Annotated in this window: 23 protein-coding genes; 15 read left to right on the top strand and 8 right to left on the bottom strand. The window is 74.0% G+C overall.

Annotated elements, in window-relative coordinates; genetic code table 11:
• Positions 1 to 38: 38 nt before the first annotated feature.
• Entirely contained in the window at positions 39 to 2732 is a 2694-nt protein-coding gene (locus tag ABD333_RS14225; RefSeq protein ID WP_344541140.1) for a hypothetical protein, read from the bottom strand.
• Between the two features lie 124 nt (positions 2733 to 2856).
• Here ABD333_RS14225 and ABD333_RS14220 point away from each other — a divergent pair, with 124 nt between their 5' ends.
• Positions 2857 to 3930 carry an EamA family transporter gene (locus ABD333_RS14220; protein WP_344541139.1) on the top strand — a complete coding sequence of 358 codons (1074 nt, stop codon included), beginning with the start codon at positions 2857 to 2859 and terminating at the stop codon, positions 3928 to 3930.
• Between the two features lie 7 nt (positions 3931 to 3937).
• Here the strand turns inward: ABD333_RS14220 and ABD333_RS14215 are convergent, their stop codons facing one another.
• Together ABD333_RS14215 and ABD333_RS14210 are read right to left on the bottom strand one after the other, a co-directional pair.
• Positions 3938 to 4708: an ABC transporter permease gene (locus ABD333_RS14215; RefSeq protein WP_344541138.1), complete on the bottom strand. Its 771-nt coding sequence runs from the start codon at positions 4706 to 4708 to the stop codon at positions 3938 to 3940.
• A 61-nt stretch (positions 4709 to 4769) separates the two neighbouring features.
• Complete coding sequence (locus ABD333_RS14210) at positions 4770 to 5720, bottom strand: ATP-binding cassette domain-containing protein (RefSeq protein WP_344541137.1); 951 nt, start codon at positions 5718 to 5720, stop codon at positions 4770 to 4772.
• A 98-nt stretch (positions 5721 to 5818) separates the two neighbouring features.
• On the opposite strand from ABD333_RS14210, the gene ABD333_RS14205 reads away from it, so the two are divergent.
• From ABD333_RS14205 to ABD333_RS14195, 3 genes are read left to right on the top strand one after another with little or no spacing between them, the layout of a single operon-like run.
• Positions 5819 to 6505 carry a TetR/AcrR family transcriptional regulator gene (locus ABD333_RS14205; protein ID WP_344541135.1) on the top strand — a complete coding sequence of 229 codons (687 nt, stop codon included), beginning with the start codon at positions 5819 to 5821 and terminating at the stop codon, positions 6503 to 6505.
• 51 nt (positions 6506 to 6556) lie between these two features.
• The gene (locus tag ABD333_RS14200) at positions 6557 to 7933 is read left to right on the top strand and encodes a hypothetical protein (protein ID WP_344541134.1); all 1377 of its coding nucleotides are present in this window, start codon (positions 6557 to 6559) and stop codon (positions 7931 to 7933) included.
• Positions 7930 to 8913: an ARPP-1 family domain-containing protein gene (locus ABD333_RS14195; RefSeq protein WP_344541133.1), complete on the top strand. Its 984-nt coding sequence runs from the start codon at positions 7930 to 7932 to the stop codon at positions 8911 to 8913. The genes ABD333_RS14200 and ABD333_RS14195 overlap by 4 nt, the downstream gene beginning before the upstream one ends.
• Positions 8914 to 9021: 108 nt before the next feature.
• Here the strand turns inward: ABD333_RS14195 and ABD333_RS14190 are convergent, their stop codons facing one another.
• Positions 9022 to 9504: an acyl-CoA thioesterase gene (locus ABD333_RS14190; RefSeq protein WP_344541132.1), complete on the bottom strand. Its 483-nt coding sequence runs from the start codon at positions 9502 to 9504 to the stop codon at positions 9022 to 9024.
• A gap of 133 nt (positions 9505 to 9637) precedes the next feature.
• Between ABD333_RS14190 and ABD333_RS14185 the strand changes: the two genes are divergently transcribed.
• Together ABD333_RS14185 and ABD333_RS14180 are read left to right on the top strand one after the other, a co-directional pair.
• Positions 9638 to 10837 carry an AI-2E family transporter gene (locus ABD333_RS14185; protein WP_344541131.1) on the top strand — a complete coding sequence of 400 codons (1200 nt, stop codon included), beginning with the start codon at positions 9638 to 9640 and terminating at the stop codon, positions 10835 to 10837.
• Between the two features lie 99 nt (positions 10838 to 10936).
• Positions 10937 to 12796 (top strand): glycoside hydrolase family 3 protein, encoded by a 1860-nt coding sequence (locus ABD333_RS14180; RefSeq protein WP_344541130.1) that lies wholly within the window; start codon positions 10937 to 10939, stop codon positions 12794 to 12796.
• A gap of 26 nt (positions 12797 to 12822) precedes the next feature.
• On the opposite strand, the gene ABD333_RS14175 is transcribed toward ABD333_RS14180, so the two are convergent.
• Positions 12823 to 13356, bottom strand: coding sequence for a YbaK/EbsC family protein (locus tag ABD333_RS14175; RefSeq protein WP_344541129.1), 534 nt, complete (start codon positions 13354 to 13356; stop codon positions 12823 to 12825).
• Positions 13357 to 13436: 80 nt separating this feature from the next.
• Between ABD333_RS14175 and ABD333_RS14170 the strand changes: the two genes are divergently transcribed.
• Both ABD333_RS14170 and ABD333_RS14165 read left to right on the top strand, forming a co-directional pair.
• The gene (locus tag ABD333_RS14170; protein ID WP_344541128.1) at positions 13437 to 14114 is read left to right on the top strand and encodes a phosphatase PAP2 family protein; all 678 of its coding nucleotides are present in this window, start codon (positions 13437 to 13439) and stop codon (positions 14112 to 14114) included.
• 69 nt (positions 14115 to 14183) lie between these two features.
• Positions 14184 to 15473, top strand: a complete 1290-nt coding sequence (locus ABD333_RS14165; protein ID WP_344541127.1) for a cytochrome P450 — start codon at positions 14184 to 14186, stop codon at positions 15471 to 15473.
• A gap of 55 nt (positions 15474 to 15528) precedes the next feature.
• Here the strand turns inward: ABD333_RS14165 and ABD333_RS14160 are convergent, their stop codons facing one another.
• The gene (locus ABD333_RS14160) at positions 15529 to 16272 is read right to left on the bottom strand and encodes an alpha/beta fold hydrolase (RefSeq protein ID WP_344541126.1); all 744 of its coding nucleotides are present in this window, start codon (positions 16270 to 16272) and stop codon (positions 15529 to 15531) included.
• Between the two features lie 86 nt (positions 16273 to 16358).
• Here ABD333_RS14160 and ABD333_RS14155 point away from each other — a divergent pair, with 86 nt between their 5' ends.
• Positions 16359 to 17306 (top strand): helix-turn-helix transcriptional regulator, encoded by a 948-nt coding sequence (locus ABD333_RS14155; RefSeq protein WP_344541124.1) that lies wholly within the window; start codon positions 16359 to 16361, stop codon positions 17304 to 17306.
• Positions 17307 to 17331: 25 nt separating this feature from the next.
• On the top strand, positions 17332 to 18249 hold the full coding sequence (locus tag ABD333_RS14150) for a DNA-3-methyladenine glycosylase family protein (RefSeq protein ID WP_344541122.1): 918 nt from the start codon (positions 17332 to 17334) through the stop codon (positions 18247 to 18249).
• Here the strand turns inward: ABD333_RS14150 and ABD333_RS14145 are convergent, their stop codons facing one another.
• Positions 18250 to 19011 (bottom strand): SDR family oxidoreductase, encoded by a 762-nt coding sequence (locus ABD333_RS14145; protein WP_344541120.1) that lies wholly within the window; start codon positions 19009 to 19011, stop codon positions 18250 to 18252. It lies immediately after the preceding gene.
• An 84-nt stretch (positions 19012 to 19095) separates the two neighbouring features.
• Positions 19096 to 20631, bottom strand: coding sequence for an alpha/beta hydrolase (locus ABD333_RS14140; protein ID WP_344541119.1), 1536 nt, complete (start codon positions 20629 to 20631; stop codon positions 19096 to 19098).
• Positions 20632 to 20767: 136 nt separating this feature from the next.
• On the opposite strand from ABD333_RS14140, the gene ABD333_RS14135 reads away from it, so the two are divergent.
• From ABD333_RS14135 to ABD333_RS14115, 5 genes are all read left to right on the top strand, one after another.
• Positions 20768 to 21898 carry a sensor histidine kinase gene (locus ABD333_RS14135; RefSeq protein WP_344541117.1) on the top strand — a complete coding sequence of 377 codons (1131 nt, stop codon included), beginning with the start codon at positions 20768 to 20770 and terminating at the stop codon, positions 21896 to 21898.
• Between the two features lie 16 nt (positions 21899 to 21914).
• The gene (locus tag ABD333_RS14130) at positions 21915 to 22589 is read left to right on the top strand and encodes a response regulator transcription factor (RefSeq protein ID WP_344541115.1); all 675 of its coding nucleotides are present in this window, start codon (positions 21915 to 21917) and stop codon (positions 22587 to 22589) included.
• Between the two features lie 103 nt (positions 22590 to 22692).
• Positions 22693 to 24147 (top strand): MFS transporter, encoded by a 1455-nt coding sequence (locus ABD333_RS14125; protein ID WP_344541114.1) that lies wholly within the window; start codon positions 22693 to 22695, stop codon positions 24145 to 24147.
• Positions 24144 to 24494, top strand: coding sequence for a YciI family protein (locus ABD333_RS14120; protein WP_344541113.1), 351 nt, complete (start codon positions 24144 to 24146; stop codon positions 24492 to 24494). The genes ABD333_RS14125 and ABD333_RS14120 overlap by 4 nt, the downstream gene beginning before the upstream one ends.
• Positions 24491 to 25726: an RNA polymerase sigma factor gene (locus ABD333_RS14115; RefSeq protein WP_344541112.1), complete on the top strand. Its 1236-nt coding sequence runs from the start codon at positions 24491 to 24493 to the stop codon at positions 25724 to 25726. The genes ABD333_RS14120 and ABD333_RS14115 overlap by 4 nt, the downstream gene beginning before the upstream one ends.
• Positions 25727 to 25762: the final 36 nt, after the last annotated feature.

Raw genomic sequence — 25762 nt, 5'->3', positions numbered from 1 at the left:
CCCACCATCGTGACGCGCGGCACTGACATTTTTCAGCGTCAGCGTGGAGACAGTTCCGCCGCGACGCCGTCGAAGTCGGCCTTGGTGAGCGTCAGCGCCGGCCCGCTGCCGATCGCCTGCGTCGCCGGGGCCCGCCCCAGGCCGCGGGTCGCGGCGCGGTCCAGGTAGGCCTCGATGAGACGCGCGCCGGTGAGCCGGCCGCGGCCGTGCAGCGCGGCCATGTCGCGGTGCACGATCTCCCAGGCGTCCTGACCCAGCCGCAGCCGCCGCTCCTCGGCCAGCAGCCCCAGCAGCCGCGTGCGCGGACGCGGCGCGCCCAGGTCGGGCAGCCGCACCGCGCGCAGGTCGGCGACCAGTTCGGGCGCGGCGGCCGACAACTCCCCGACCCGGTCGGGCTCGCACGTGCCGAGCAGCGCGGTGTCGCTGACGCCCTCCAGCCGGGCACGGTAGATCGCGGCGGCGTAGGCGGGGCCCTGCGCGTCGTCGAGGATCAGGCCGTCCAGGCCCTCCAGCAGCAGGACGTGCCCGGCGTGCTCGTCGAGCGCGCCGCGCAGCCCGTCGGGCCCGGCCTCGCGCAGCTCCTCGGCGTGCATGCCGTGGACCTCGCCGCTGGACACCTCCACCTCGGCGAGGGCACGCGCGACCATGCGCGCCAGGCGGCGCTGCCCGCACGACACCGCGCCGATCAGCAGCAGCGCGGGAACCGAGGCGCTGGACACCTCCTGGCCGCGCAGCCCCTTGGCCCACTTGCCGCGGCGCCGCACCTCGGTGACGACCCGTTCGATGTCGTCGGCGCCGCACAGGAAGCGGATGCCGTACGCCTCGGCGACCTGCGTGCCCGGCTCGGGCGCGGCGGCGGGCGGCACCGGCGGCGGCGGCTCGGAGACCGGCGCCGGGGGCGGCGGCAGCACCGGCGGCGCGGGCTGGGCGGCGGGTGCGTCACCGGCCGGCCAGGCGGGGGCCGCGGCGCGGTCGAGCTGGGTCGCTCCGGCGCCGGGGTCGAGCTGGGTGGCCTCGGCCTCGCCCGGCCAGGCCGGGACCGCTTCGGCGGCGTCGGCCTGCGGCCACGCGGGCGCGGCGGGCTCGTCGGCAGCCGCGTCGGACGCCCGCGGCGCGGGCGGCGGCGGCGTGGGCGGCGGTGGCGTGGGCGGCTCGGGTGCCGCTTCGGCTGCGGGCGGCGCCGGCGGGGGAACGGGCGCGGCCGGCGGTGGCGGGGGAGGCGGCGCGGGAGCGGGCGCCTCAGGCTGCGGCGGCAGCGGCGCGACGGCGGCGTCGGCGGCCTGCTCGCGTTCGGAGGCCAGATGGGCGCGGGCGGCCTTGATGATGTCCCAGGCGCTGAGCTCGTCGGTGGAGGGCGGCGAGTGCAGGCCGGTGCCGGTGAGCTCGGCCGCGGTCGCCTGCGGCACCGCGAACCCCATCGCCGGCGGCGACACCTGCGCCAGGCGGCACCAGGTCAGGCCGAGGGTGTAGGTGGTGGCCAGCAGCGCCGCCAGCGCGTCGGCGTCGGTGGAACGCAGCGGCTCTGGCAGGCGGCCGTCGCGCGGCCACAGCTCGCGCAGCGGGCTGCCGGGGTCGGCCAGCACGGCCTGCAGCGTGCGGGCGCTGTCGGGGTCGAGCCAGCGCTGCAGCGCCGGCAGCACGTGCGGCGCGGCCTGCAGGTCGGCGGCGAGCACGGCGATGCCCGCGCGGCGCACCTCGTCGTGGCCGCGGCCCGCGGGCGCCTGCCGCGGCCCGGTCAGGCCCGCCACGATCTGCTGCAGGTCGTACAGCGCCAGCCGCAGGTACTCGCCCGGCGCGGCGTCACGCACCATGGGGGTGGCGTACTCGGCCGGGCAGCGGCGCCGCCACTCCTGCAGCACCGCGGCCGGTCCGTAGCGGGCGGTGGCCAGGTCCTGCGGTACGAGCCGCAGCGACGCGGCGGTCACGGCGGCCAGCGCGTCGGCGCCGGGCCGGAACCGCGGGTCGCCCTGCAGACCCGCCGCGACCTCGTACATCACCCGGGCGATGTGCGCGGCGCCGCCGGCGTCGCCCGCGCCGAGCCTGCTGATGTAGTAGCCGGCCAGCGTGCTGAAGTCGGGCGGCATCATCCAGTGCAGCCGCTCGGCGGGCGTGGTGAGGAACGGGACGAACGACTCGATCAGCGGGTTCTCGGTGAGCGCCACGGGCGATCCGGCGCACCACAGCAGCGCCGCCCACGCGGCCGCGATCGTGCTGGGCGTGCCCGGCGCGAACGTGGGGTCCTGCTGGGCGAACTGCGCGGGGTTGACCGCGAGCGCGGTCGTGATCGCCTGCTGGACCGGCGCCACCACCGAGGTGTCGGGCGGCGGGCCGAGGAACCCCAGCGACGACACCCGCCCGGCCGACAGGTCCGGGCCGGTCGGGAACAGCTGCGGAGGCACCGGCGGGGTCGCCGCGCCGCGCGGCGCGGGCACCGCCACCCGGCGGTCGGCCGGGTCGGCCGGCGGCGGGCTGGGATGCCAGCTGCCGTCCAGGCCGCAGCGGTACCAGCGGCCCCACGCGCCGTAGAGCCACCACTCGCCGGCCCCCCACAGCATGCGCGCGACGGTCTGCTCGGCGCGCTGCTGGGCGGGGGCGGTCTGCCACCACGCCGAGGTCACCAGCTCCCGGACGTTCGCCTCCACCGCCGTGAAGAGGTCGCCGGCCGCGCCGCCCCCCGTCGCCGCGCCGCTCCCGGTTCCGCCGGGTCCCGCCCCGGCCCCCTGCCAGCTCACGCGGCGATACTAGTGCGCCCCGCCGGATCGGCGGTCATGATCGCCGATCACGACCTCGACCTGTAATGAGTGTTATGGGACTATGCTCATGAATTTCGGGCATGGCGGCGCGCGAGGAGGTGGCATGGCGGCGGACGTGCGGGTTGACGCGGGAACGGGCGGTGCGGCGCGCGCCAAGACCTGGGGGCTGGTCCTGGCGGTGATCTCGTCGGTGTGCTTCGGCGCCTCCGGGCCGTTCGGCAAGGCGCTGATCAGTGCCGGGCTGACGCCTCTGCAGGCGGTGTGGCTGCGCCTGGCCGGCGCCGCGCTCGTCCTCGTGCCGCTGGTGCTGGCGCTGCGCGGCACCGCGTGGCTGCGCGCGCTGCGGCCGCACCTGCGCCCGGTGATCGCCTACGGGATCACCGGTGTGGCGGGCTGCCAGGCGTTCTACTTCGTGGCCGCCTCGCGGCTGCCGGTGGGCATCGCGATCCTGCTGGAGTTCACCGGGCCGCTGCTGGTGCTGGCCTGGATCCGGCTGGTGCGCCGCGCGCCCGTGCACCGCACCGCGCTGCTGGGGATCACCGTGGCCATGGCCGGCCTGGCCATGGTCGTGCAGGTCTGGACCGGGCTGCGGCTGGACACGCTCGGGCTGCTGGCCGGGCTGGGCGCCGCCGCCTGCCAGGCCACCTACTTCCTGCTGATCGAACGGCTGACCGGCGGCGTCGACCCGCTCGTCACCACCGCCGCCGGGACCGTCGTCGCCGCCGTGGCGCTCGCCGCGATCGCCGCCCCGTGGGCCCTGCCGTGGGACGTCCTGGGCGCGCGGGTGCCCGTCGGGGACCACGCCGCGCCCGGCTGGCTGCTGGCCGCCTGGATCATCGTGGTCAGCACCGTGCTGGCGTATCTGGCGGGCGTGGCCGCGGTGCAGCGGCTGTCGGCCGAGGTCGCCGGCGCGATCTGCTACACCGAGGCCGTCGCCGCCACCCTCATCGCCTGGGCCGCGCTCGGCGAGCGCCTGACGCCGGTGCAGCTGGCCGGTGGCGCGGTCGTGCTGGCCGGCGCGTTCATCGCGCAACGCGCCGTCAGCGCCCGCGACCTCGCCGCGGCGAGCGTCACCGCCGGACCGGCCGCCGGAACGGGCGCCGGAACGAGCACCGGGCCGAGCGTGCCCGACACGCCGGGGCCACCTCACGCCGCCGTCCACGCCGTCGACCGCTGACCGGCCCTCAGGCGTTCTCGCGGCGGAAGCGGCGGGTGCCGAGCGCCAGCGACGCCACCAGCAGCACCACCGTCACCGCGGTGCCCTCGGCCACCGCCAGGCTGGCGTAGTCGCCGCGGAACACCGCGCGCACCGCCTCCACCACGTACCGGAACGGCGTGAAGTGCGAGACCACGTCCAGCCAGCGCGGGGCCATGCTCATCGGCAGCAGCATCCCCGACAGCAGCATCAGCGGCAGCGTCACCGCCGACAGCAGCGGCGCGAACGCGTCCTCCGACCGCGTCATCAGCGCCAGCACGTACGACAGCGACGCGCAGGCGACCGCGAGCAGCACCACCAGCACCAGCCCCGCCGCCAGCCCCGCGGCCGGGGCGCGCAGTCCCATCGCCAGCCCGGCCGCCACCAGCATCACCGCCTGCACGGTCAGCACCAGCGTGTCGCGCAGCACCCGGCCCAGCAGCAGCGCCACGCGGCTGGCCGGGGTGACGCGCAGCCGCTCGACCACCCCCGAACGCAGGTCGGCGATCAGGCCGAACCCCACGAACCCCGCGCCGAACAGCGCGAGCTGCACCAGCACGCCGGGCACGAACACCTGCCAGGCGTCGGCGCCGCCGAACCCGCCGGCGCCGGTCATCCTCGTCAGCAGCGGGCCGAACAACACCAGATACAGCAGCGGCTGCACGATGCCGAAGACGATCGCCACCTTGCTGCGCAGCGTCTGCCGCAGATGACGGCGGAAGATCAGGCCGGTGTCGCGCACCGTACGGGCCAGGGACACAGCGGGCTCCTCTCGGGGGGTCCGGACGGGCGGGGTCCGGACGGCGGATCCAGACGGGGGTTCAGGCGGCGTCGCGGAGCGAGCGGCCGGTGACGGTGAAGAAGACGTCGTCGAGCGTCGGGCGCGACAGGCGCAGCGAGACCAGGTCGGCCCCGGCCGCGTCCAGGGCGCGGACCAGCCCCATCAGCGCCTGGTCGCCGTCCTCCACGGTCAGCCGGACGGTGCCGCCGGTGACGGTGGCCTGCCGCACGGCGGGATGGCCCGACAGCGCGGACCGGGCGCGGGCGGCGCCGTCCGGCCCGCCGGCGAGGTCGAGGGTGACCACGTCGCCGGCCACGCGGCGCTTCAGCTCGGCCGGCGTGCCCTCGGCGACGATCCGGCCGTGGTCGATGATGAAGATCCGGTCGCACAGCGCGTCGGCCTCGTCCAGGTAGTGCGTGGTGAGGAAGACCGTGGTGCCGTCCTCGCCGCGCAGGCGCCGGATGTGCTCCCACAGGTTGCCGCGGCTCTGCGGGTCCAGCCCGGTCGTCGGCTCGTCCAGGAACACCAGCGGCGGCCGGTGGACGAGCCCCAGCGCGATGTCCAGGCGCCTGCGCTGCCCGCCCGACAGCGCGCCCGCGGGCCGGTCCAGCATGCCCTCCAGCTCCAGCCGCGCGCACAGCTTGGTGATCCGCTCGCGGGGGTCGGGCACCCCGTACAGCCGTGCCTGCAGGTCCAGTTCCTCGCCGGCCGGGACCGCCGGGTCGGTGCCGCCGCCCTGCGCGACGTAGCCGATGCGGCGGCGTACGCCCGCCGGGTCACCGCGCAGATCATGCCCGGCGACGGTGGCGCTGCCCGCCGTCGGCGCCAGCAGCGTGGTGAGCATCCGCAGCGTGGTCGTCTTGCCCGCGCCGTTGGGCCCCAGGAAGCCGACGATCTCGCCGGGCCCGATCCGCAGGTCGACGCCGCGCACCGCCTCGACCGTGCCGTGCCTGCCGGTGAACGTGCGGGCCAGCCCGCTCGCCTCGATCACAATCGCCTCCCGCGAACGTCGATGACGAACACCACAGTAACCACAAACTTTAAGTGACACCAAATTTTAAGTCATTCCAGTTTGGATAGACTCCGGGCATGGGCGAAGTCGACGAGACGGACGCGCCGGAGCTCGGGCTCCGCGAGCGCAAGAAACGCCAGACCCGGCGGCGCATCTCCGACATCGCCACCGGGCTGTTCATGATGCGCGGGTTCGACAACGTCACCGTCGCCGACGTCGCCCGCCACGCCGACGTGTCGGTCAACACGGTCTTCAACTACTTCAAGACCAAGGAGGACCTGTTCTTCGACCGGCAGGGCGAGGTGACCGAGCAGGCCGCACGCGCCCTGCGCGGCCGCGCGCCGGGAGAGCCGGTCGTCGCGGTGTTCCGCCGCGAGTTCCTCGACGGCCTGGACCGCAACAGCTACCAGACCGCCTTCCACGAGGGCGCCGACGTCTGGGCCAAGACCGTCCGCGACAGCCCCGCCCTCACCGCCCGCGCACGCGAGATCGGCCTGGAGGCCCAGGCCCGGGTCGCCGGGCTGCTGGCCGAGGAGACCGGCGCCGACCCCGACGACATCACCCCCCGCATCGCCGCCGCCATGATCTTCGCCGCGCACTGGGAGCTCATCGACGACATCCAGCGGCGCAAGCTGGCCGGCCAGAGCCTGGCGGAAATGCGCGAGGCGGTCTACGCCAACGCCCGCCGCGTCTTCGACCTGCTCGAACAGGGACTGGGGGACTACGCCGCGCGCCCCGCGAGTGACGAGGCCGACGAAAAATAGGTGTCGGGGCACTCCCGGCGATTCTTAAACTCCATGATTGCGGAGGCACTCATGGACACCCCCACACTCCTGGCCCACCTCGAAACCCACACCGGCGCGCTGAGCCTTCCCCGGGGCGGCACGCTGTGCTGGGACGACGCGGACTTCCACCGCGCCGCCTACACCGACGACCCCGAGGGCTACGCGCTGCTCGGGCTCGCGCCCGGCGTCCTGCCCTGGCAGCGCGCGCGGGTGCTGCTGCAGCTGCTGGCCGCCTCCCAGGCGGGCCTGGACGACGCCACCCGCGGCACGCTCGCCCGCGTCGCCCGCGTCCTCACCCTCGCGCTGCCGCCCGCCGCCGTCATCACCGTCCTGCTCGGGCTGCGGCGGCTGCGCGCCAACCACAAGCACACCACCCGCACCGCGCTGCGGTTCGTCCTGGAACACCCCGAGGCCGACGTCATCATCGCCGCGCGCCGCCCCGCCCTGGTCGACTGCTTCGAGCACGCCCTCGGCAAGGCCACAGCGCGCGGCTGCGCCCGCCGCATCGGCGACGGCGACACCGGCTCGGACTACCTGCGGCGGCGCCTGCTGAGGTTCCTGACCGCGCCGCACACGGCGATGCCGCGCGTGCGGGCGCTGTACGGCGCGGGCGAGCACGCGCGGCACGGGGTGGTCCTGCCGTACGAGCCGGTGCTCGCCCTCGACCCCGGCCGCGAACGCAGCCCCGTCGTCACCGCCACCAACCGCGGTGACATCGCCGCCACCCTCGTCCACCTGTACCGCGGCGGCCACGCCCACAGCTCACACGCCCACGGCTCGCAGGCCGACGATCCGCACGCCGACGACCTGCGCGTCGCGCTCGGCCGGTACGTGGCCGCCGCCACCGCCGCGCTGCCGCGCTTCGACGGCACCGTCGCGCTCGTGCTGGACGCCTCGGCCTCCATGCGCGGCTACGGCGAACGCGAATGGGCCGTGCTGTCGCAGGCCGCCGCGCTGCGGATGGTGCTGGCGCGGGTCTGCGCCCGGCTGGAGGTCGTCGAGGTCGGCGGACACGAACACGCCCCGGCCGGCGCCACCGACCTGGCCACCGGCGTGCTGGACGCCCTCACCGCCGCCCCCGACCTGGTGGCCGTCATCTCCGACGGCTACGAGAACCTGTTCCCCGGCGACCTGGCCCGCGTCGCGGCGACGCTGCCGCGCGCCGGCGTCACCACACCGGTGGTGTTCTGCCACGCGCAGTTCACCGGCGCCGACGACCTCACGTTGCGCCGCCCCGCGCCCGCGCTGCCCCAGCGCGGCTTCTGGCACCAGGACGACTTCACCGAGCTGCTGCCCTGGATGTTCGGCCACTGCGCGGCGGGCGGGCCCTGGCTGCGCGCCGCCATGCGCGCCCGCCTCGACACCCTGGACCGGCAGGCCGCACAGCTGGGAGGCATCGCCGCATGACCACCACCGACAGGCTCGAACCGCTCGCGCCGCTCCTGCCAGGGCCGCTCGACCTGGCCGGCTACCGGCTCGGCGCCCCGCAGCGGGCGGGCGCGCTCACGATGATCCCGATCACCGGGCCCGCCTACCCCGGCATCGTGCCGCCCCGCTCGGGCCTGAAGCTGACGCAGGTCGCCGGGTACGGGCGGGTGGAGCTGCGCAACGGCTCGGCCCACGGCGTCGCGATCGTCCCCCTCCACATCGGCTACATCCAGGACGCCGCGCAGAACCACGCCCTGTGCCGCTCGGCGTTCCTGGCGCCCGGCGCCGCGGTGATGTTCGAGGACGCCTGCTGCGTGCAGGAGAGCCAGGGCGGCTACCTCACCGAACGCGACCAGTGGTTCTTCGTGCTGCCCGTCGAACTGCGCGCCCGCGCGCTGGAGCTGCGCGGCGTCGAGGGCTACAGCAAGCTGTGGCACGACATCGCCGAGCTCAACCGGCGCTACGGCCTGCCACGGCGCGGCCACCTGGAGCAGGTGCTGTCGCGTAAGCGCGCCGTCCTCACCCAGTTCCAGAGCCGGCTGGAACCGCAGCCCGGCCAGCTCGGCGCGCTGTTCTTCATCGGCGGCCGGTTCGCCGGCCTGGAACTGGCACCCGACCCGGTCTACTTCGCCGAGGTATGGATGGCGCTGGTGTGCTTCGCCTACGGCGCCGCCGCCTGGCACGCCGAACCGCCGCCCGCCGCCGGAGACGCCGCCCCCTACGACGCGGCCGACCTGACGTCGCTGCGCGCCGAGCTGGTCCGTGACCGCGCCGCCCGCACCGCCGAGGCCGCCGGCTGGGTGGCCGCCGTCCCCGCCGGAGACGCGCGCCTTCAGGAGGAGGAACGCTACCTCGGCCTGCGGCTGTCCACCGTGACCGGCGCCGCACTGGCCGGACAGGTCGTCACCGACGGCGGACGGCCCGTCTACGCCTCCCTGTTCGCCCGGGCGATCGCGTAAACCGGTTGCCCCGGGTGGCCCGGGACCACTTGAATCGTCATGCGGGAACTGAGCCGGGCACGTCGGGCGAAACCCTGATTCCACATTTGGGATTCGTCTTTGGAACGATCATGCGCCCGACGAGGCGCCGGCCGCCCGTCCCGCACCCGCCTCCGCGCCGGAGGCCTGCTCCGCCGCGCCGGGCTCCACCAGATAGGACTCCAGGGCCAGCCGCACGTCCGGGGGGATCTCCTTCTTGCGCTTGGTCGGCGGGTCGATGAACACGTGCCGCACCTCCCCGTCGGCGATCAGCCGTTCGCCCACCCGGAACTCCGGCCGCACGATCATGCTGGTGGTGCCGAGCCGCACCACCGGCATCCGCACGTCCATCAGCTCGTCGAACCGCGCGCCGTCCCGGTACCGGATCCGCGACTCCGCCACCACCAGGTCGTAGCCGGCCTCGACCGGATCGGGATAGGGGCCGATCGCCTCCCGCCACAGCTCGGTGAGCGCCACGTCGTACAGGAACAGATACTGCCCGTTGAACACAACGCCCTGCTGGTCGCACTCGCTGTAGCGCACCCGCAGCCGGTGCGTGAAGATCTCTCCCATGGCAGGCATCCTGGCCTGCGGCACCGCCCTCGCGCATCCTCCGTACGGGCGAGACGAAGGCTCGGCAAAGAACCCTCCACAGCGGTGGCGCGGCCCCGGGAAAGGTGAGGGCGGCCGCGGTTAGCGTGCCGGAATGGCGCATCCGAAGGACCCGCCGGCCCCCGGCCCGGCGCGGGCGATGCCGCTGTGGCTGCCCAAGGCGTTCGTGCTCGCGGCCACGACCGTGCTGATGTTCGCGGGCGGGCTGTGGCTGCTCGGCAAGCTCCGCGGGATGTTGCTGCTGCTGCTGACCTCGCTGTTCCTGGCACTCGCGATCGAGCCCGCCGTCAACTGGCTCGCCGACCGGGGCTGGCGGCGCGGCTGGGCGACCGGCGCGATGTTCCTGGTGCTCACCGCGGTGTCGGCCGCCTTCATCGGCGTGCTGGGCTCGCTGATCGTCGCGCAGGCCACCAACCTGGCCAACGGCTTCCCCGGCTACGTGGACCAGCTCATCTCCTGGATCAACGACACGTTCGGCACCCGGCTGTCGCAGGACACGCTGCTGTCCAAGCTGCCCACGATGACCGAGGAGATGTCCAAGCACGCCTCGGACCTGGCGGGCAACGTGTGGGGGATCGGCGCCACCGCCCTCGGCGTGGTCTTCCAGGGGCTGGGGATGCTGCTGTTCACCTTCTACCTGTCGGCGCAGGGACCCCAGTTCCGCCGCAGCGTGTGCTCGCTGCTGCCCCCGCACCGCCAGCGCCAGGTGCTGTGGGCCTGGAGGATCGCCGTCGACAAGACCGGCGGCTACATCTACTCCCGCGCCCTGCTCGCGCTGTTCTCCGGCATCGCGCACTACATCGCGCTGGCGATCCTGGAGGTGCCGTACGCGGTCACCCTGGCGCTGTGGGTGGGCGTGGTGTCGCAGTTCATCCCCGCGGTCGGCACCTACCTCGCTGGCGCCGCACCGGCCCTGGTGGCGCTCGCCAAGAGCCCCTCGACCGCCCTGTGGGTCCTGCTGTTCGTCATCGCCTACCAGCAGTTCGAGAACTACGTGCTCCAGCCGCGCATCACCGCCCGCACCCTCGACATGCACCCCGCCGTCGCGTTCGGCATGGTGCTCGCCGGCACCGCCCTCGTCGGGCCCATCGGCGCGCTGCTCGCGCTGCCCGTCGGCGCCAGCCTCCAGGCGTTCCTCAGCGCCTACATCCGCCGGTACGACGTCGAGGACGACCCGCTCACCGTCGTCGGGCCGCCGCCGGTCCCGGCCCGGCTGCGCACCCGGCGCCAACACGGACGCTCCAAGAACCAACACTCCGGGGACTCCGGGGACAAAGGCGAGCGGGACGGTTGACGTGCGCCGCGCGGGTGCCTACGTTGCGAGCAGGAACGCGATCTTGGTCGTGTCCCTTGCCGTACGGGGGCGGCGCCGGAGCGAGCGCAGGGAGCCCTCATGCCCATCGCAGCCTCAACACCCCGCCGTACCGCCCTGGCCGCCGCGCTGGCGGCGCTCACCCTGTCGGGCATGACGGCCGTCCCCGCCCACGCGGACGCCGCCGACCGCGGCAAGGACCGGCGGCTGCTGCGGCTCATCAGGTCGATGACGCTGGAGGAGAAGGCCGCGCAGCTGTTCGTGCTGCAGGTGTACGGCAAGAGCGCCGACACCACCGACCCCGCCGACGTCGCCCGCAACCGCAGGCTGTACGGCCTGGACAACGCCGCGCAGCTCATCGCGCGCTACAAGCCGGGCGGCATCATCTACTACTCCGCCGACCCGCCCAACGTCACCGACCCGGGGCAGCTCGCCGCGTTCTCCAACGGCATCCAGCGCGCCGCGATGGCCACCCGCGTCCCGATCCCGGCGACGATCGCCATCGACCAGGAGGGCGGCATCGTCGCGCGCGTCCAGCCGCCCGCCACCCAGTCACCGGGCAGCATGGCGCTGGCGGCCGGGCGCAGCGCCCGCGACGCCGCGGCCCTCGCCCGCATCACCGGCCGCGAACTGCGCGCCATCGGCGTCAACCAGGACTACGCGCCCGACGCCGACGTCAACGTCAACCCGGCCAACCCCGTCATCGGCGTCCGCTCCTTCGGCTCCGACCCCGCGCTCGTGGCGAAGATGGTGACCGCGCAGGTCGACGGGTACCGCGCCGGCGGCGTCACCGGCACCGTCAAGCACTTCCCCGGCCACGGCGACACCCACCTGGACAGCCACATCAGCGTGCCGCGCGTCGACCACACCCGCGAGGAGTGGGAACGCGTCGACCTGCCGCCGTTCAAGGCCGCGATCGCGCGCGGCGCCGACTCCATCATGACCGCGCACATCATCTACCCCGCCCTCGACCCCTCCGAGGACCCCTCCACGCTCTCCAGGCCCATCATCACCGGCCTGCTGCGCGGCAAGCTCGGCTACAAGGGCGTCATCGTCACCGACGCGCTGGACATGCAGGGCGTGCGGACCAAGTACGGCGACGACCGCGTCCCGGTACTGGCGCTCAAGGCGGGCGTGGACGTGCTGCTCAAGCCGCCCTCGTTCGACGCCGCCGGCAACGGCCTGTTCCGGGTGCAGCTGAACGCGGTCGTCAACGCCGTCCGCGACGGTGAGCTCACCGAACGCCGTATCGAGGAGTCGGTCTACCGGATCCTGGCGCTGAAGAACAAGCGCGGCCTGTTCCGCGACCCGTTCGCCGACGAATCCAAGGTCGACCAGCTCGTCGGCCGGCCCGCGCACCTGGCCGTGGCGCAGCGCGCCACCGACCGCACCACCACGCTGGTCAGGAACGACGCGCGGCTGCTGCCGCTGCGCCCCGGCGCCCGCAAGGTCCTGGTCGCCGGCTGGGGCGCCACCACCACCCGGCTCCTCGGCGAGGAGCTCACCAAGCGCGGCGCCGCCGCCACCGTGTCCGAGAGCGGCGTCAGCCCGACCCCCGAACGCATCCAGCAGACCGTCGCCGCCGCCCAAGGCCAGGACCTCATCGTCGCCGTCACCAACCGCGCCTGGGACATCGAGCAGCCGGCCCCCGGCGCCCCGCACAACGGCCCCGGCCAGATGAACCTGGTCAAGGCCCTCATCGCCACCGGCAAACCGGTCGTCGTGGTCGCCGCCCGCGACCCCTACGACATCGCCTACTTCCCCGAGGCGCAGACCTACCTGGCGACCTACTCCTACACCGCCGAGGCGATGCGGTCCCTCGGCAAGGTGCTGTTCGGCGAGCTGTCCCCGGCCGGGAAGCTGCCCGTCACCATCCCCGCGCGTGACAACCCCGGCCAGACCCTCTACCCGTTCGGCCACGGCCTGAGCTACCGCCGCTGACCCGACGGCGTTCTAGACGGCGCGTTCTAGACGGCCGGTGAGGGCTCGGCGATGGCGGCGGTGCGCGGCCGTGCCAGCGACCGGTAGTCGGCGGTGGCCAGCGCCATCGACCGGTCCAGCCGCGCCGCGTTGAAGTAGATCTCGGCGTGCTCCAGAAGCGCGGGGTCGACCACCAGCTCCAGGTCGGGATGGAAGGAGAACGGCAGGATCGTGCCGCTGACGCTGCCCGCCAGTTCCTCGGCGACCGACGCCGTGGCGAACCCGGCGTAGGTGCCGCCCAGCAGCGCCTTCACCGCGCCCAGGTCGACGCGGCGGTCGCCCGGCACGACGGCCAGCACGAACCGCTTGGTCTTCTTGTCCAGCTTCACCATCACCACGATGCATTTGGCGGCGGCGGCGACGTCGTTGCCGCGCATCGCGCTGACCAGCTCGGTGCGCCCCTCGGGCTCGTGGTCGATGAGCCGGTACGAGGCGCCCGCCTCGTCCAGCAGCGCGATGAGGCGGTCATAGGCCGTGGCGGCCGGGGGCACGGCAGGGGTGGGGGAGGAGGTTGTGGTCACGGCAGACATTGTCCCCCCGGGCCGAGACCGCGGGCGCGCCGGGGGGAGTGACCGCCCGGCCGGTGAGGCAAGATCGACGTATGCGGGTGCCTCGATCGGGGGGCGGGCGCCTTCCCAACCGGCTGCGGCCGTACGCGCCGCCGCTGGCCGCCGCCGTCGTCGCGGTGGCGGCGACCGTCGACGTGCTCGCCGGCGGGCCGCTGCGGCGGTTCGACCACTGGGTGTTCGCCGACGGGCTGCCACCGCGTACCGGCGCCTGGCACTTCTTCTGGCGGACGGTCGTCAACGGCGGCCAGTACTGGATCGTGGCCACCGCCGCGGCGCTGGCGACCCTGTGGGTGGCCTGGCGGCACCGCGACCGCGGGCCGGGCAGCGTCATCGGCTTCCTGGCCAGGGCGGCGCTCTGGCTGGTAGGCGCCGAGCTGACGATCCGGGCCGCGCAGGTCGCGTTCGCGCGCACCCCGCCGCTCGCCGGGGCCGACCTGCTGTTCCAGGACGGGTACCTGTCCTATCCGTCCGGGCACGCCGCCAACGCCGCCGCCTGCTGGATCTTCATCCTCGCCGTGCTCGGTGCGACCCGGCGCGTCCGCGTCGCGGCGCACGTGCTGATCGCGGGCGTCGCGGTGGCCGTCGTCACCCTCGGCTACCACTGGCCCACCGACGCCATCGCGGGCTGGGCGCTCGGCGTGGTGCTCGGCCGGATCGGCGCCGCGCTCGTGGCGGGGTGGCCTGGGTCACAGGAGGCCCCACCCCATTGACCGTAACCAAGCACTTACCCAAGTATGGGCTGGAGAAGGTCAGTTGGGCTGCGGGAAGGCGGTGTGGCGGTGGCGATCCAGGCGCCCGGCGGACAGGTCGGCGACATCAACCTCAGTGACCTGCGGTTCTGGCAGCGTCCGCTGGACGAGCGGGCCGCCGCGTTCGCCGTGCTGCGCGAGCAGGACGGGCCGCGCCTGTTCCCCGACCCGGCGATCCCCTTCACCCGCCGCGGGCAGGGGTACTGGGCGCTGGTGCGGCACGCCGACGTCACCGAGGCCAGCCGCAACCCGCAGATCTTCAGCAGCGAGCCGAACGCCACCACGGTCGTCGACTCGCCGAAGTGGCTCGACCGCTACGTCAACTCCATGATCAACATGGACGATCCGCGGCACGCCAAGATCCGCCGGATCGTGTCGCGCGCGTTCAGCCCCAAGATGCTCGCCAAGACCGAGGACGACATCCAGAGCCGTGCCGCGCGGATCGTCGACGAGCTCATCGCCGCCGGGCCCGGGGACTTCGTCGCCGGGGTCGCGGTGCGGCTGCCGGTCGAGGTCATCTGCGACATGCTCGGCATCCCCGCGAGCCTCTACCCCCGCGTGGTGCGGCTGACCAACATCGTGCTGGGCAACTCCGACGCCGAGTACACCGGCATCACCCCCGACCTGGGCAGGATCCGCACCGGCCTGGGCCTGGCCAAGGTCGCCCGCGCCAGCCGGGAACTGCACGTGATCGCCGCCAGGCTCGGCAAGGAGCGCATCGCCAAGCCCACCGGCGACCTCACCTCGGCGCTGGTCAACGCCAACATCGACGGTGAGAAGCTCACCGCGCAGGAGTTCGGCACGTTCTTCCTGCTGCTGGTGGTCGCCGGGAACGAGACCACCCGCACCGCGATCGCGCACGGCCTCACGCTCTTCAGCGACAACCCCGGCCAGCGCGAGCTGCTGCTGGCCGACTTCGACGGCCGCATCGCCGGCGCGGTCGAGGAGATCGTGCGGTACTCCACGCCGGTCATCCAGTTCCGCCGCAACCTCACCCGCGACCACGAGCTGAACGGGCACACCTTCCGCGCGGGCGACAAGGTGATCCTGTTCTACAACTCGGCCAACCGCGACGAGGCGGTCTTCGCCGACCCCGACGTCTTCGACATCACCCGCGACCCCAACCCCCACGTCGGCTTCGGCGGCCCCGGCCCCCACTTCTGCCTCGGCGCCAACCTCGCCCGCCGCGAGATCACCGTCATGTTCCGGGAGCTGTTCACCCGGCTGCCCGACATCCGCACCGCCGGCGAGCCCGACCGGCTGGTGTCGAGCTTCATCAACGGCGTCAAGCGGCTGCCCTGCACGTTCACCGCCCCCTGACCCGGCCGGGCCAGAGGGCGGTGCGGCGCCGCGACACCGCGGCGTGAGGGACGGGTCAGCGCGCGATCTCGTCGAGCAGCCCGGCCAGCTCCTTGGGCTTGGAGAACATCGGCCAGTGCCCGGTCGGCAGCTCGTGGTAGGTCCACTCGGGCCCGGCCATCAGGCTGAACCCCGGGTTGCCGCCCGCCGCCATCTGCTCCACCACCGCCAGCGGGATGGTGGTGAAGATCCCCGTCTTGGGGAGGTCCGGCAGCGTCTCCGGCCGGATCAGCGGCTGCGTCGCCGCGCCGAACGGCTCGGGCGTGCCGCGCTCGGCGAACGCGGCCAGGTGCTCGGCCGTCAGCCCCGCCAGCGTGACCGGGTCGGCCTCGGGGTCGAACGCGGGCACCGGCAGCAGCCAGCCCTCGCCCTCGGACTCCACCTGCCGGCGCGTGGCCGCCTGCTCCTCGGGGTCGGCGAAGTCGATCTGCGCCATGCCCGACGGCATCGGCCCGGTGTCGACGTAGACGATCCGCTTCAGCCGCTCGGGAACGCGGTCGGCCGCGCCCGTCGCCGGCATGTTGGCGCCGCTGTGCGCCACCAGGACCACGTCCCGCAGGTCGTTGTCCTCGATGACGCCGATGATGTCGGCGACGTGGGTGTCGACGTTCACCTCGGGAGTCGCCTCCGCCGCCCGCTCGGCCAGGCCGGTGAGCGTCACCGCGTGCACCTCGTGCCCCGCCGCGCGCAGCCCGGCGGCCACCTCGTCCCACGCCCACGCGCCGAGCCAGAAGCCGGGGACCAGTACGAACGTCGCCATATCGATGCCTTCTCTCTCTGTCGATCCGTTGGCACTAACGTAAGGTCGATACCGGACAGTTCCCGCCCGGATTAAGTGAGTGAGCTGTGTCACACCCGACGACCCGCGTCCTGGCCATGCTGGAGTTGTTGCAGGCCAACCACCGTATGCGCGGCACCGAGCTGGCCCGGCGGCTGGGTGTCGACGAACGCACCGTGCGGCGGTACGCGGCGCGGCTGGAGGAGCTCGGCATCCCCGTCGTCGCCGAGCGCGGGCGCTACGGCGGCTACCGGCTGATGCCCGGCTACAAGCTGCCGCCGCTGATGCTCACCGACGACGAGGCGACCGCCGTGGTGCTCGGGCTGCTGGCCGGGCGGCGCCTGGGCCTGCCCGGCGAGGCCACCGAGAGCACACTGGCCAAGGTGCAGCGCGTCCTGCCCGCAGCGCTGCGCGACCGCGTCCAGGCGCTGCAGGAGACCCTCGGCTTCACGCTCGCCGCCCGCGACGCCACCGCCCCGGCCACCGCCGCCCTGCTCACCCTGGCGGCCGCCGCGCGCGAGCGGCGCCGTGTCCGGCTGCGCTACCGCTCCTGGCAGGGCGGCGACAGCGAACGCGACCTCGACCCCTACGGGCTGGTCTTCCACTCGGGACGCTGGTACGTGACCGGGCACGACCACCGCAGCGGCGAGGTCCGCACCTTCCGCGTGGACCGCGTGGTCTCGGCCGAACCCGGCGACGCCACCTTCCAGATCCCCGTGGACGTCGACCCCGTCCAGCACGTCACCCGTTCACTGGCCAAGGTCCCCTACCGGTACGACGTCGAGGTCTGGCTGGAGACGTCCCTGGACGAGGCGCGGCGCCGCGTGCCCGCCTCCACCGCCACGCTGACCGAGGCCGACGGGGGAGTCCTCATGGTCACCCGCGCCGAACGCCTCGACGGCATGGCGGTGATGCTCGCCGGGCTCGGCTGGCCCTTCCAGATCCGCCGCCCCTCAGAGTTGCGCGCCGCCGTCCGCGAACTGGCCGATGACCTGCGGCGTCACGCCGACAGGTAAGGTGGCCCGGCGAAAGGGGGGCACCGTGACCGTCGGTGACGCCGGGACCGTGCGGGTACGCGGTCCCTACGATCTCGGCCAGACGCTGGAGTTCCTGGAGGACTGGCCGCCCACCGCGCGGGCGGCCCCGCGAGCGGCCGGCGGCCTGCGGTTCGCCTACTGCGTCCCGGGCGAGTGGACGCCCACCGGCGTCCACGTGACCCAGACCGGCCAGCGCCTGCGCGTGACGGCCTCCCGGCCGGTCACCCGCGACCTGGCGGGCGACGTCGCCCGCATCCTGTCCGCCGACGTCGACGGGACCCCGCTGGCCGGCATCGCCGAACGCGACGACATCGCCGCCGATCTCATCTCCCGCGCACCCGGACGGCGGCCGGTGTGCTTCTGGAGCACCTGGGAGGCGGCCTGCTGGGCGGTCCTGGTGCAGCGGACCTCCATGCGCTCGGCCTCGGCCGTCAAGGAACGCATCACCCGCGAACTGGGCTCGCAGGTGCACTGGGACGGCCACCGGGCCGCCGCCTTCCCCGCTCCCGACGTCGTGGCGGCCGCGCCGTCCCTGCCCGGCGTGCCGGGCGTGAAGGTGTCCCGCATCCGCGCCCTGGCCCACGCCGCGCTCGACGGCACCCTGGACGCCGAGGCGCTGCGGGCCGCGCCGCCCGGTGAGGCCCTGGCACTGCTGCGGCGGCTCCCGGGCGTCGGCCCGTTCTCGGCCGGGCTCATCCTCGTCCGCGGCGCCGGGACCCCCGACGTCTTCCCCGACGCCGAACCGCGGCTTCTGGCCGCCGTCCGCGGCCTCTACGGGCTGCCGGAGTCCGCCGAGGCCGCCGACTACGCGCGCATCGCCGACCACTGGCGGCCGCTGCGCTCCTGGGTCTCCTTCCTGGTGCGCTCGGTCCCGGGACAGCCGCACCGGGCCTGGGACGCGGGCGCCGCCGGACGCCGCTGATCAGCCGCGGCCGACGAACGAGGGCATCGCCGTCGCCAGCACCGTCAGGCTCTGCACGTTGGCGTCCAGCGGCAGGCCCGCCATGTACAGCACGCCGTCCACCACGTGCCGCACGTCCATCACCGGCTCGGACCTGGTCGACCCGTCGGCCTGCAGGGTGCCCGACCCGAAACCGCTCGTCATGTCGGTGGCCGCGTTGCCGATGTCGATCTGCCCGCAGGCGATGTTGTAGCGGCGGCCCTCCAGCGACAACGTCTTGGTCAGCCCCGTCACCGCGTGCTTGCTGGCGGTGTAGGCCACCGAGTGGGGACGCGGCGTGTACGCCGACAGAGACCCGTTGTTGATGATCCGGCCGCCCTGCGGACGCTGCTCCCTCATCACGCGGAACGCCTGCCGCGCGCACAGGAACGAGCCGGTCAGATTGGTGTCGAGGACCGTCCGCCACTGCTCGATGCCGAAGTCCTCCACCGGCGAGGGAGCACCGAACGTCCCGGCGTTGTTGACCAGGAGGTCCAGGCGCCCCCACCGCTCCGCCACGGCCGCGAACAGCGCCTCGACCGACTCCGGCGACGTCACGTCGGCGGCCACGGCCAGGACCCGGTCCGCCGGCGCGCCGGCGGCGTCCGCCGTGGCCCGCAGCGCCCCGGCCCGGCGGCCCGCCAGCGCCACCCGCCACCCGGCGCCCAGCAGTGCCGTGGCGACCGCGCCGCCGATGCCGGACCCGGCACCCGTCACCAGCGCCACCTGACCGGAAGCTTCCACGACCGTTCCTCCTTCGCCGCAAAGGTCACTGACACAGGGAGTGTGCCACCCGGCACGCCGATGTCATGGCTCCGGGGCGGCGTGTCAGGGCCGGCAGACCAGGTCGGCGGCGGGCAGGGCGCCGGTGGCCAGATAGGCGTTGACCTTGGCGTCCACGCAGGCGTTGCCGTACTCGCCGTAGATCCCGTGGGCGGTGGTGCCGCGCAGGGTGAGCAGGCGCGAGCCGGTCAGCGCCCGGCGCATGGCCCTGCTGCCCTCGTAGGTGGTGGCGGTGTCGCCGGTGGCGGACACGATCAGCGCGGGGGCCGAATTGCCGATGCGCGTGGGGAGCTCGCGCGGTTCGTTCGGCCAGAAGGCACAGGGCCAGATGTTGTTCTTGAGAGGGCCGAAGAGGGGATGGCGCGCGCGGCTGCGCTGGACGTCGTTCCAGTAGGTGCCGGGGTCGCGTGGCGCGGCGCGGTCGCCACAGGTGATCGCGGCGGTCGGGCTCGCGAGCGGCGAGCCGGCGCCGGTCAGGATGAACGTGAGGAAGCGGTCGAGCTCGGGGCCGGGCTCGGCCGGGCGGCGGTGCGCGGCCTCGTTCAGCGTGCGGACGGTGGAGGCGAAGTCCGCGCGGGCCGCCGGGCGGTCGTCACCCGAGCCGACGGAGAGCAGGTACGGGACCGCCTGGTCGTCCACCTCGTACGGTCCGACGCGCAGCGGACGCCTCTCCGCGGCGGCGACGATCGCGTTCACGGTGGCCAGCACCCGGGCGGGGGTGGCGCCGAGGCCGTAGGTGCCGTGACGCCTGGCGGCCCAGGCCGCCCAGCCGTGCAGCGCGCGCTCCGCCTCGTCCTCGGTGCCCTGCGTCGCCCTGGGGCCCCACTTGTGCGGGTCGCCGGCGCTGTCGAGGACCACGCGGTCGGTGCGGCCGGGGAACATCTGCAGGTAGACCGCGCCCAGGTAGCTGCCGTAGGAGTAGCCGAGGAAGGAGACCCGGCGCTCCCCGAGGGCGCGGCGCACGAGGTCGATGTCGCGGGCGGTGTCGCGCGTGTTGACGTACGGGAGCACGTCGGCGTGGCGCCGGGCGCAGCGTTCGGCCAGGTCGCGCTGCACCGCCACCTGGTGGTCGAACCGGGCACGGGTCGGGCCGGCCGACCGGAGCCACAGGCCGATAGGCCAGCCGCAGTCGAGCGGCGTGCTGCGCCCCACGAAGCGCGGGTCCAGGCCGACGAGGTCGTAACGGGCGCCGACGTCCTTCATGGCCGCGCGGGTCTGCAGTGGCTTGTCCAGGGTGCCCTCGCCGGGGCCGCCGCTGTTGAGGACCAGGGTGCCGATGCGGCGGTCGCGGTCTGTGGCGGGGAGGAGCGACAGCGCGAGCGTGATGGTGCGGCCGCCGGGTCTGGAGTGGTCGAGCGGGACGGTGAGCTCCGCGCACCGCGCGCCCGCCCGGTCGAGCTCCCGGCCGGCCGCGTCGTCGCTGACCTGGACGCAGGACTTCCAGCGCAGCGGTGGCGGCGGCCCGCCGTCGGCGGGCGGGCCACCGGCGGCTTCGGCCAGGGGCACGACGGTGGCGGACACAGCGATCAGGGCGAGGGCCGGGACCAGGCGCCTGCCGGTCCGCGTGAATGTCGGTTTCATGGTCGAGGACGCTATTCACGGCGGGCGTCCGGCACGATACAGCCGGCCGCAGGCGCGTTGGTACAGCCCGCTGTAGTGCCCGGCGGGCAGCGGCGGCGGATAATGATCTCCACACGGGCGTCGCGGGGAGGTACGCATGCGTGACCGTGCATTCTCCGGGTCGGTCTACCTGCTGGCCACGCTCGCCACCGCCGTGGCCACGGCGGTGGCCTTTCCGGTGCTGCTCGTACCGGCGGCGGCGCGGGGCTGGGCGCGCCGGCACCGTCAGCGGGCCGGCAGGCTCCTCGGCGTGCCCACCGGCGGCCGGACGGCCGGGCGGCGAATCCTCGCCTGGGCGCTCGCGCACGTCGCCGTCGGATTCCCGCTGGGAATGGCCGCCCTGATATGCCTGGGCAACATCCTGGTCGCCGCGGTGGCGATCCCCTTGTGGTGGGCGTTCCCCGCCGACGAGCGCCCCAGCCTCCTCTCGTTCTTCGACGTCCGTGTCGACGATTGGGCGACCGCGCTGATCCTGGGGCCCGCGCAGATCGCCGTCCTCGGCGCGGCGGCCTGGTGGGTGCTCCCGGCGCTGGCGCGGCTCCACGCGCGGCTGTGCCTGGCGGTGCTCGCCCCGTCCGCCCGCGAACGGCTCACCGAGCGCGTCGACGTGCTCACCAGGAGCCGGGTCGGCGTGGTCGACGCCCACGGCGCCGAGCTCCAGCGGATCGAACGCGACCTGCACGACGGGACGCAGGCGCGCCTGGTGACCATCGCCATGCAGGTGGGCCTGGCCCGCGAGTCGCTCGCCGACGACCCCGACACGGTCGCGACGCTGCTCCGGCAGGCGCACGAGACGGCGGAGGAGGCGATGACCGAGCTCCGCACGGTGCTTCAGACGATCTACCCGCCGATCCTCGCCGACCGCGGGCTCGACGGAGCACTGGCGGCGCTGGCCGCCCGGTCGAGCGTGCCGGTCCACATCGAGCTCGCCGACCTGCCCGCCCTCCCGGCGGCCGTGGAGGCGGTGGCCTACTACGTGATCGCTGAGGCGCTGACGAACGTGACCAAGCACGCCGCCGCCACGCGGGCCGCCCTCCGGGTCGAACGCGCGGGCGACGTGCTGTCCATCGAGGTCACCGACGACGGAAAGGGCGGCGCCGACGAGGCGCGCGGCACCGGAATCGCCGGGATGCGCCGGCGGGTCGCCGCCCTGGACGGCGCCGTCCGCCTCGACAGCCCGCCGGGCGGCCCCACCACGCTCGCCGTCCAGGTACCGTGCGCGACGTGAGCGTTCAGGAGATCCCGTGCGGATCGTGATGGCCGAGGACAACGTCCTGCTGGCCGGCGGCCTGGAGTTGCTGCTGGCGGCCAAGGGCTGCGAGGTCGCGGCGGTCGTCCCCGACGGCGAGGCGTTCCTGGAGGCCGTCGCCGAGCACCGCCCCGACATCGCCATCGTGGACGTGCGGCTGCCGCCGTCGTTCCGCGACGAGGGAATCCACGCCGCGCTGCGGGCCCGCCGCGAGCACGGCGCGCTGCCGATCCTGGTGCTGTCGCAGTACGTCGAGCGCGAGTACGCCGGCGAGCTCCTCTCCGACGGCCGCGGCGGCATCGGCTACCTCCTCAAGGACCGCATCGGCCGCGTGGCCGAGTTCATCGACGCCCTGCGCCGCGTCGCGGCCGGCGGCACGGCCATGGACCCCGAAGTGGTCGCCCAGCTCCTCGCGCGCCGCGCCGGCGACCCCCTGGACAGCCTCACGCCCCGCGAGCGCGAGTCACTCGCCCTCATGGCACAGGGCCACGACAACGCCACCATCGCCGAGCGGATGCGCATCTCCGACAACGCCGTCCACAAGCACATCGGCAACATCTTCGCCAAGCTCGGCCTGGCCCCGGACGACTCCGGCCACCGCCGCGTACGGGCCGTGCTCGCCTACCTCGACAGCGCCCCCGGCACGCTCGATCCGCCCGGGCTGCTCTGAATTCGCAGGGTCGATTTCGGTCGAGGTGTCGATCCGCCGCGATCTCGTTTGTCGTCAGGGTGAGCCGGGATGGTCCCGGCCGCGACGGCAAGGGAGCGGTGGAATGAGCCGGCCCATCCGGGTGGCGACGTCGCCTGAGCGGGCGCAGCCGCACCGCTGGTACGCGCTGGCGCTGCTGTGCACGACCCTGTTCCTCATCATCCTCGACTCCTCGATCGTGATCGTGGCGATCCCGTCGATCGACGGCGACCTGGCGTTGTCGGCGGACGGAGCGCAGTGGGTGGTCAGCGCCTACGCCGTGACGTTCGGGGGCCTGCTGCTGCTCGGGGGCCGGGCCGCGGACCGGCTCGGACGCCGGCGCGTGTTCATGTGGGGCGTCGCGGTGTTCGCGCTGTCGTCGCTGGGCTGCGGGCTCGCCCCGTCGGGTGAACTGCTGGTCGTCGCGCGGATGTTCCAGGGCGCCGGGGCGGCCATGATGGCACCCAGCGCGCTGTCGATCGTCATGGCGACGTTCGTCGAGGCCGCGGAGCGCAACAGGGCCCTGGGGTTCTGGGGCGCCACCGGCGGCATCGGCGGCACCACCGGCGCGCTCGTGGGCGGGCCGATCACGCAGGGGCCCGGCTGGCCGTGGATCTTCTTCCTCAACGTGCCGGTCTGCGTCGCGCTGCTCGCGCTGAGCCCGGTGCTGCTGCGCGAGCACCACGAGCGTGGCCGCGGCGGCTCCTTCGGCGCGCCGGCCGCGGCGACGGTGACGATGGCGGCGATGCTGCTGGTGTACGCGGTCGTCCAGGTGCCGGTGCACGGATGGACCGGCCCGCGGACGTGGCCCGCCCTGGTGGCCGTGGCCGTGCTGGGCGTCGTCTTCTGGCGGGCCGAATCGCGTTCGGCCGATCCCTTGATCCCGCCGCGGCTGGCCCGTTCACCGGCCTTGATCGGTGGCAGCCTGGTCACGGTCGCCATCGGGATGATGGTCTTCGGCGGCGTCGCCTTCACGCTCACGCTGTACGCACAGAACGTCCTCGGCTACAGCGCGTCGGCGTTCGGGCTGATGAGCTCGATCAACGCGGTCATGGCCATCGTCGGCTCCACCGTGGGACAGCGCGCGGTGACCAGGTGCGGGCCTGGGCGGGTCGCGGTGGTCAGCCTGCTGATCACCGCGCTGGCCTGCGCGCACCTCACCCGGATCGACGCGGACGGCACCTTCCTGACCGACCTGCTCCCCGCCTTGCTGATCTTCGGTGCCGGACTCGGCGCGGGGACCGTCGCCGGCACGATCGCGGCGCTGTCGGAGGTCGAGGAACGCCATTCCGGCGTGGCCTCGGGGATCAGCACGGCGGCGTTCCAGCTCGGCGGCGCCCTCGGCGTCGCGCTGATCTCCAGTGCCGCCGTCTGGCGGACCGGCCGTGCCCCGGCGGGCACCATGCTGGAGGACGCACTGACCGATGGCTACCGCTTCGGATTCATGGTCGCGGTGGCCATCGCGCTGGTCACCCTGCCGCTGGCCCACATCCTCTTGCGCCCCGCAAGAACCACCAGCCCATCTAGGAGGAACCCGTGAAGTACCTGCTGCTGATCTGCGCTGTCGAGTCGGAGACCGTGGGACCGCACCAGCACCTGGACCACCCCCCGCCCGACCCGGAGACCGAGGACTGGGTCAGGGAGATGGACGCCCGGGGCATCCGCACGTTCGGCACCGCGCTCCGCGCCACCAGCACCGCGACCACCATCCGGGTGCGTGACGGCGAGACGCTGGTCTCCGACGGCCCGTTCACCGAGACCAAGGAACAGATCCTCGGCTTCGACCTCATCGAATGCGAGGATCTGGAGGAGGCGATCGCCGTCGTCTCCAGGCATCCCGTGGCCCGGTACGGAACGATCGAGGTGAGGCCGCTCTGGCCGAGTTGAGCGAGGCCGAGGCCGCGGTGGCCAAGGTCTTCCGGGAGGAATGGGGCCGCATCGTCGCGACGCTGATCGGCCTGACCGGCGACTGGGACCTGGCCGAGGAGTGCGCGCAGGACGCCATCGCGCGCGCGTTGGAACGCTGGCCCGGCGACGGCCTGCCCCGCAACCCCGGCGCCTGGCTGACCACCACGGCGCGCAACCACGCCCGCAACCGGCTGCGCCGCGCCGCGACCGAGGCCGGCAAACTCCAGGAGGCGGCCACCTTGAACCACCTGGACGATCCCCTCGACGAGAGCGGCGTCCCGGACGACCGGCTGCGGCTGATCTTCACCTGCTGCCACCCCGCGCTGCCGTTCGACGGGCGCGTCGCTCTCACGCTGCGCACCCTGCTCGGCCTGACCACCGCTGAGATCGCGCGCGCCTTCCTGGTCCCGGAACCGACGATGGCGCAACGGCTCGTCCGGGCCAAACGCAAGATCCGCCAGGCGGGCATCCCCTACCGCGTCCCGCCCGCCCACCTTCTCCCGCAACGGACCAACGCGATCCTGGGCGTCATCTACCTGCTGTTCAACGAGGGCTATTCCGCGAGCGCCGGCGCCGACCACACCCGCCCGGATCTGTGCGCCGAAGCGATCCGGCTCGGCCGGGTCCTGGCCCAGCTCCTTCCCGGCGATCCCGAGGTCTCCGGCCTGCTGGCACTCCTGCTGCTCCAAGACTCCCGCCGCGCGGCGCGTCAGGACGACACCGGCGACCTGGTGGCGTTGGAGGACCAAGATCGCAGCCGCTGGGACGGCGCGGCCATCGCCGAGGGCACCGGCCTGCTCGACGCGGCACTCCAGCTCGGCTCACCCGGCCCGTACCAGGTGCAAGCCGCCATCGCCGCCTGCCACGCCACCGCGCCCACCGCCGCGGCCACCGATTGGCCCCAGATCGCCGCCCTCTACTCCGAGCTCGCCCGGTTGATGCCCACCCCTGTCGTCCATCTCAACCGGGCAGTGGCCGTAGCCATGGCCTATGGCCCGCAAGCCGGGCTGGACCTGGTGGAGGACCTGGAGCGATCCGGCGCTCTCTCCTCCTATCACCTGCTTCCGGCAACCCGAGCCGATCTCCTCCGCCGCCTGGGACGACACCGAGCTGCCGCTCACAGCTACCGCCAGGCACTCGAACTCGCCGGAACCGACGCTGAGCGCCGGTACCTGTCCCGACGCCTCGCGGAGGCGCTCCGCCACAGTTGATCCGGCTCCGGTGTCGATTCTCGGTGGCCTCGTTTG

The sequence above is a fragment of the Actinomadura fulvescens genome (genome assembly GCF_039533225.1).
Classification (GTDB): domain Bacteria; phylum Actinomycetota; class Actinomycetes; order Streptosporangiales; family Streptosporangiaceae; genus Spirillospora; species Spirillospora fulvescens.
The sequence above is the reverse complement of the archived record's forward strand: the minus strand, read 5'-3'. Positions and strand labels throughout refer to the sequence as shown.

Coding starts and splice junctions, on each gene's coding strand:
- ABD333_RS14140 (WP_344541119.1), bottom strand. CDS start 20,631: ATGAAACCGACATTCACGCGGACCGGCAGGCGCCTGGTCCCGGCCCTC.
- ABD333_RS14125 (WP_344541114.1), top strand. CDS start 22,693: ATGAGCCGGCCCATCCGGGTGGCGACGTCGCCTGAGCGGGCGCAGCCG.
- ABD333_RS14205 (WP_344541135.1), top strand. CDS start 5,819: ATGGGCGAAGTCGACGAGACGGACGCGCCGGAGCTCGGGCTCCGCGAG.
- ABD333_RS14200 (WP_344541134.1), top strand. CDS start 6,557: ATGGACACCCCCACACTCCTGGCCCACCTCGAAACCCACACCGGCGCG.
- ABD333_RS14160 (WP_344541126.1), bottom strand. CDS start 16,272: ATGGCGACGTTCGTACTGGTCCCCGGCTTCTGGCTCGGCGCGTGGGCG.
- ABD333_RS14170 (WP_344541128.1), top strand. CDS start 13,437: ATGCGGGTGCCTCGATCGGGGGGCGGGCGCCTTCCCAACCGGCTGCGG.
- ABD333_RS14135 (WP_344541117.1), top strand. CDS start 20,768: ATGCGTGACCGTGCATTCTCCGGGTCGGTCTACCTGCTGGCCACGCTC.
- ABD333_RS14190 (WP_344541132.1), bottom strand. CDS start 9,504: ATGGGAGAGATCTTCACGCACCGGCTGCGGGTGCGCTACAGCGAGTGC.
- ABD333_RS14195 (WP_344541133.1), top strand. CDS start 7,930: ATGACCACCACCGACAGGCTCGAACCGCTCGCGCCGCTCCTGCCAGGG.
- ABD333_RS14185 (WP_344541131.1), top strand. CDS start 9,638: ATGGCGCATCCGAAGGACCCGCCGGCCCCCGGCCCGGCGCGGGCGATG.
- ABD333_RS14180 (WP_344541130.1), top strand. CDS start 10,937: ATGCCCATCGCAGCCTCAACACCCCGCCGTACCGCCCTGGCCGCCGCG.
- ABD333_RS14220 (WP_344541139.1), top strand. CDS start 2,857: ATGGCGGCGGACGTGCGGGTTGACGCGGGAACGGGCGGTGCGGCGCGC.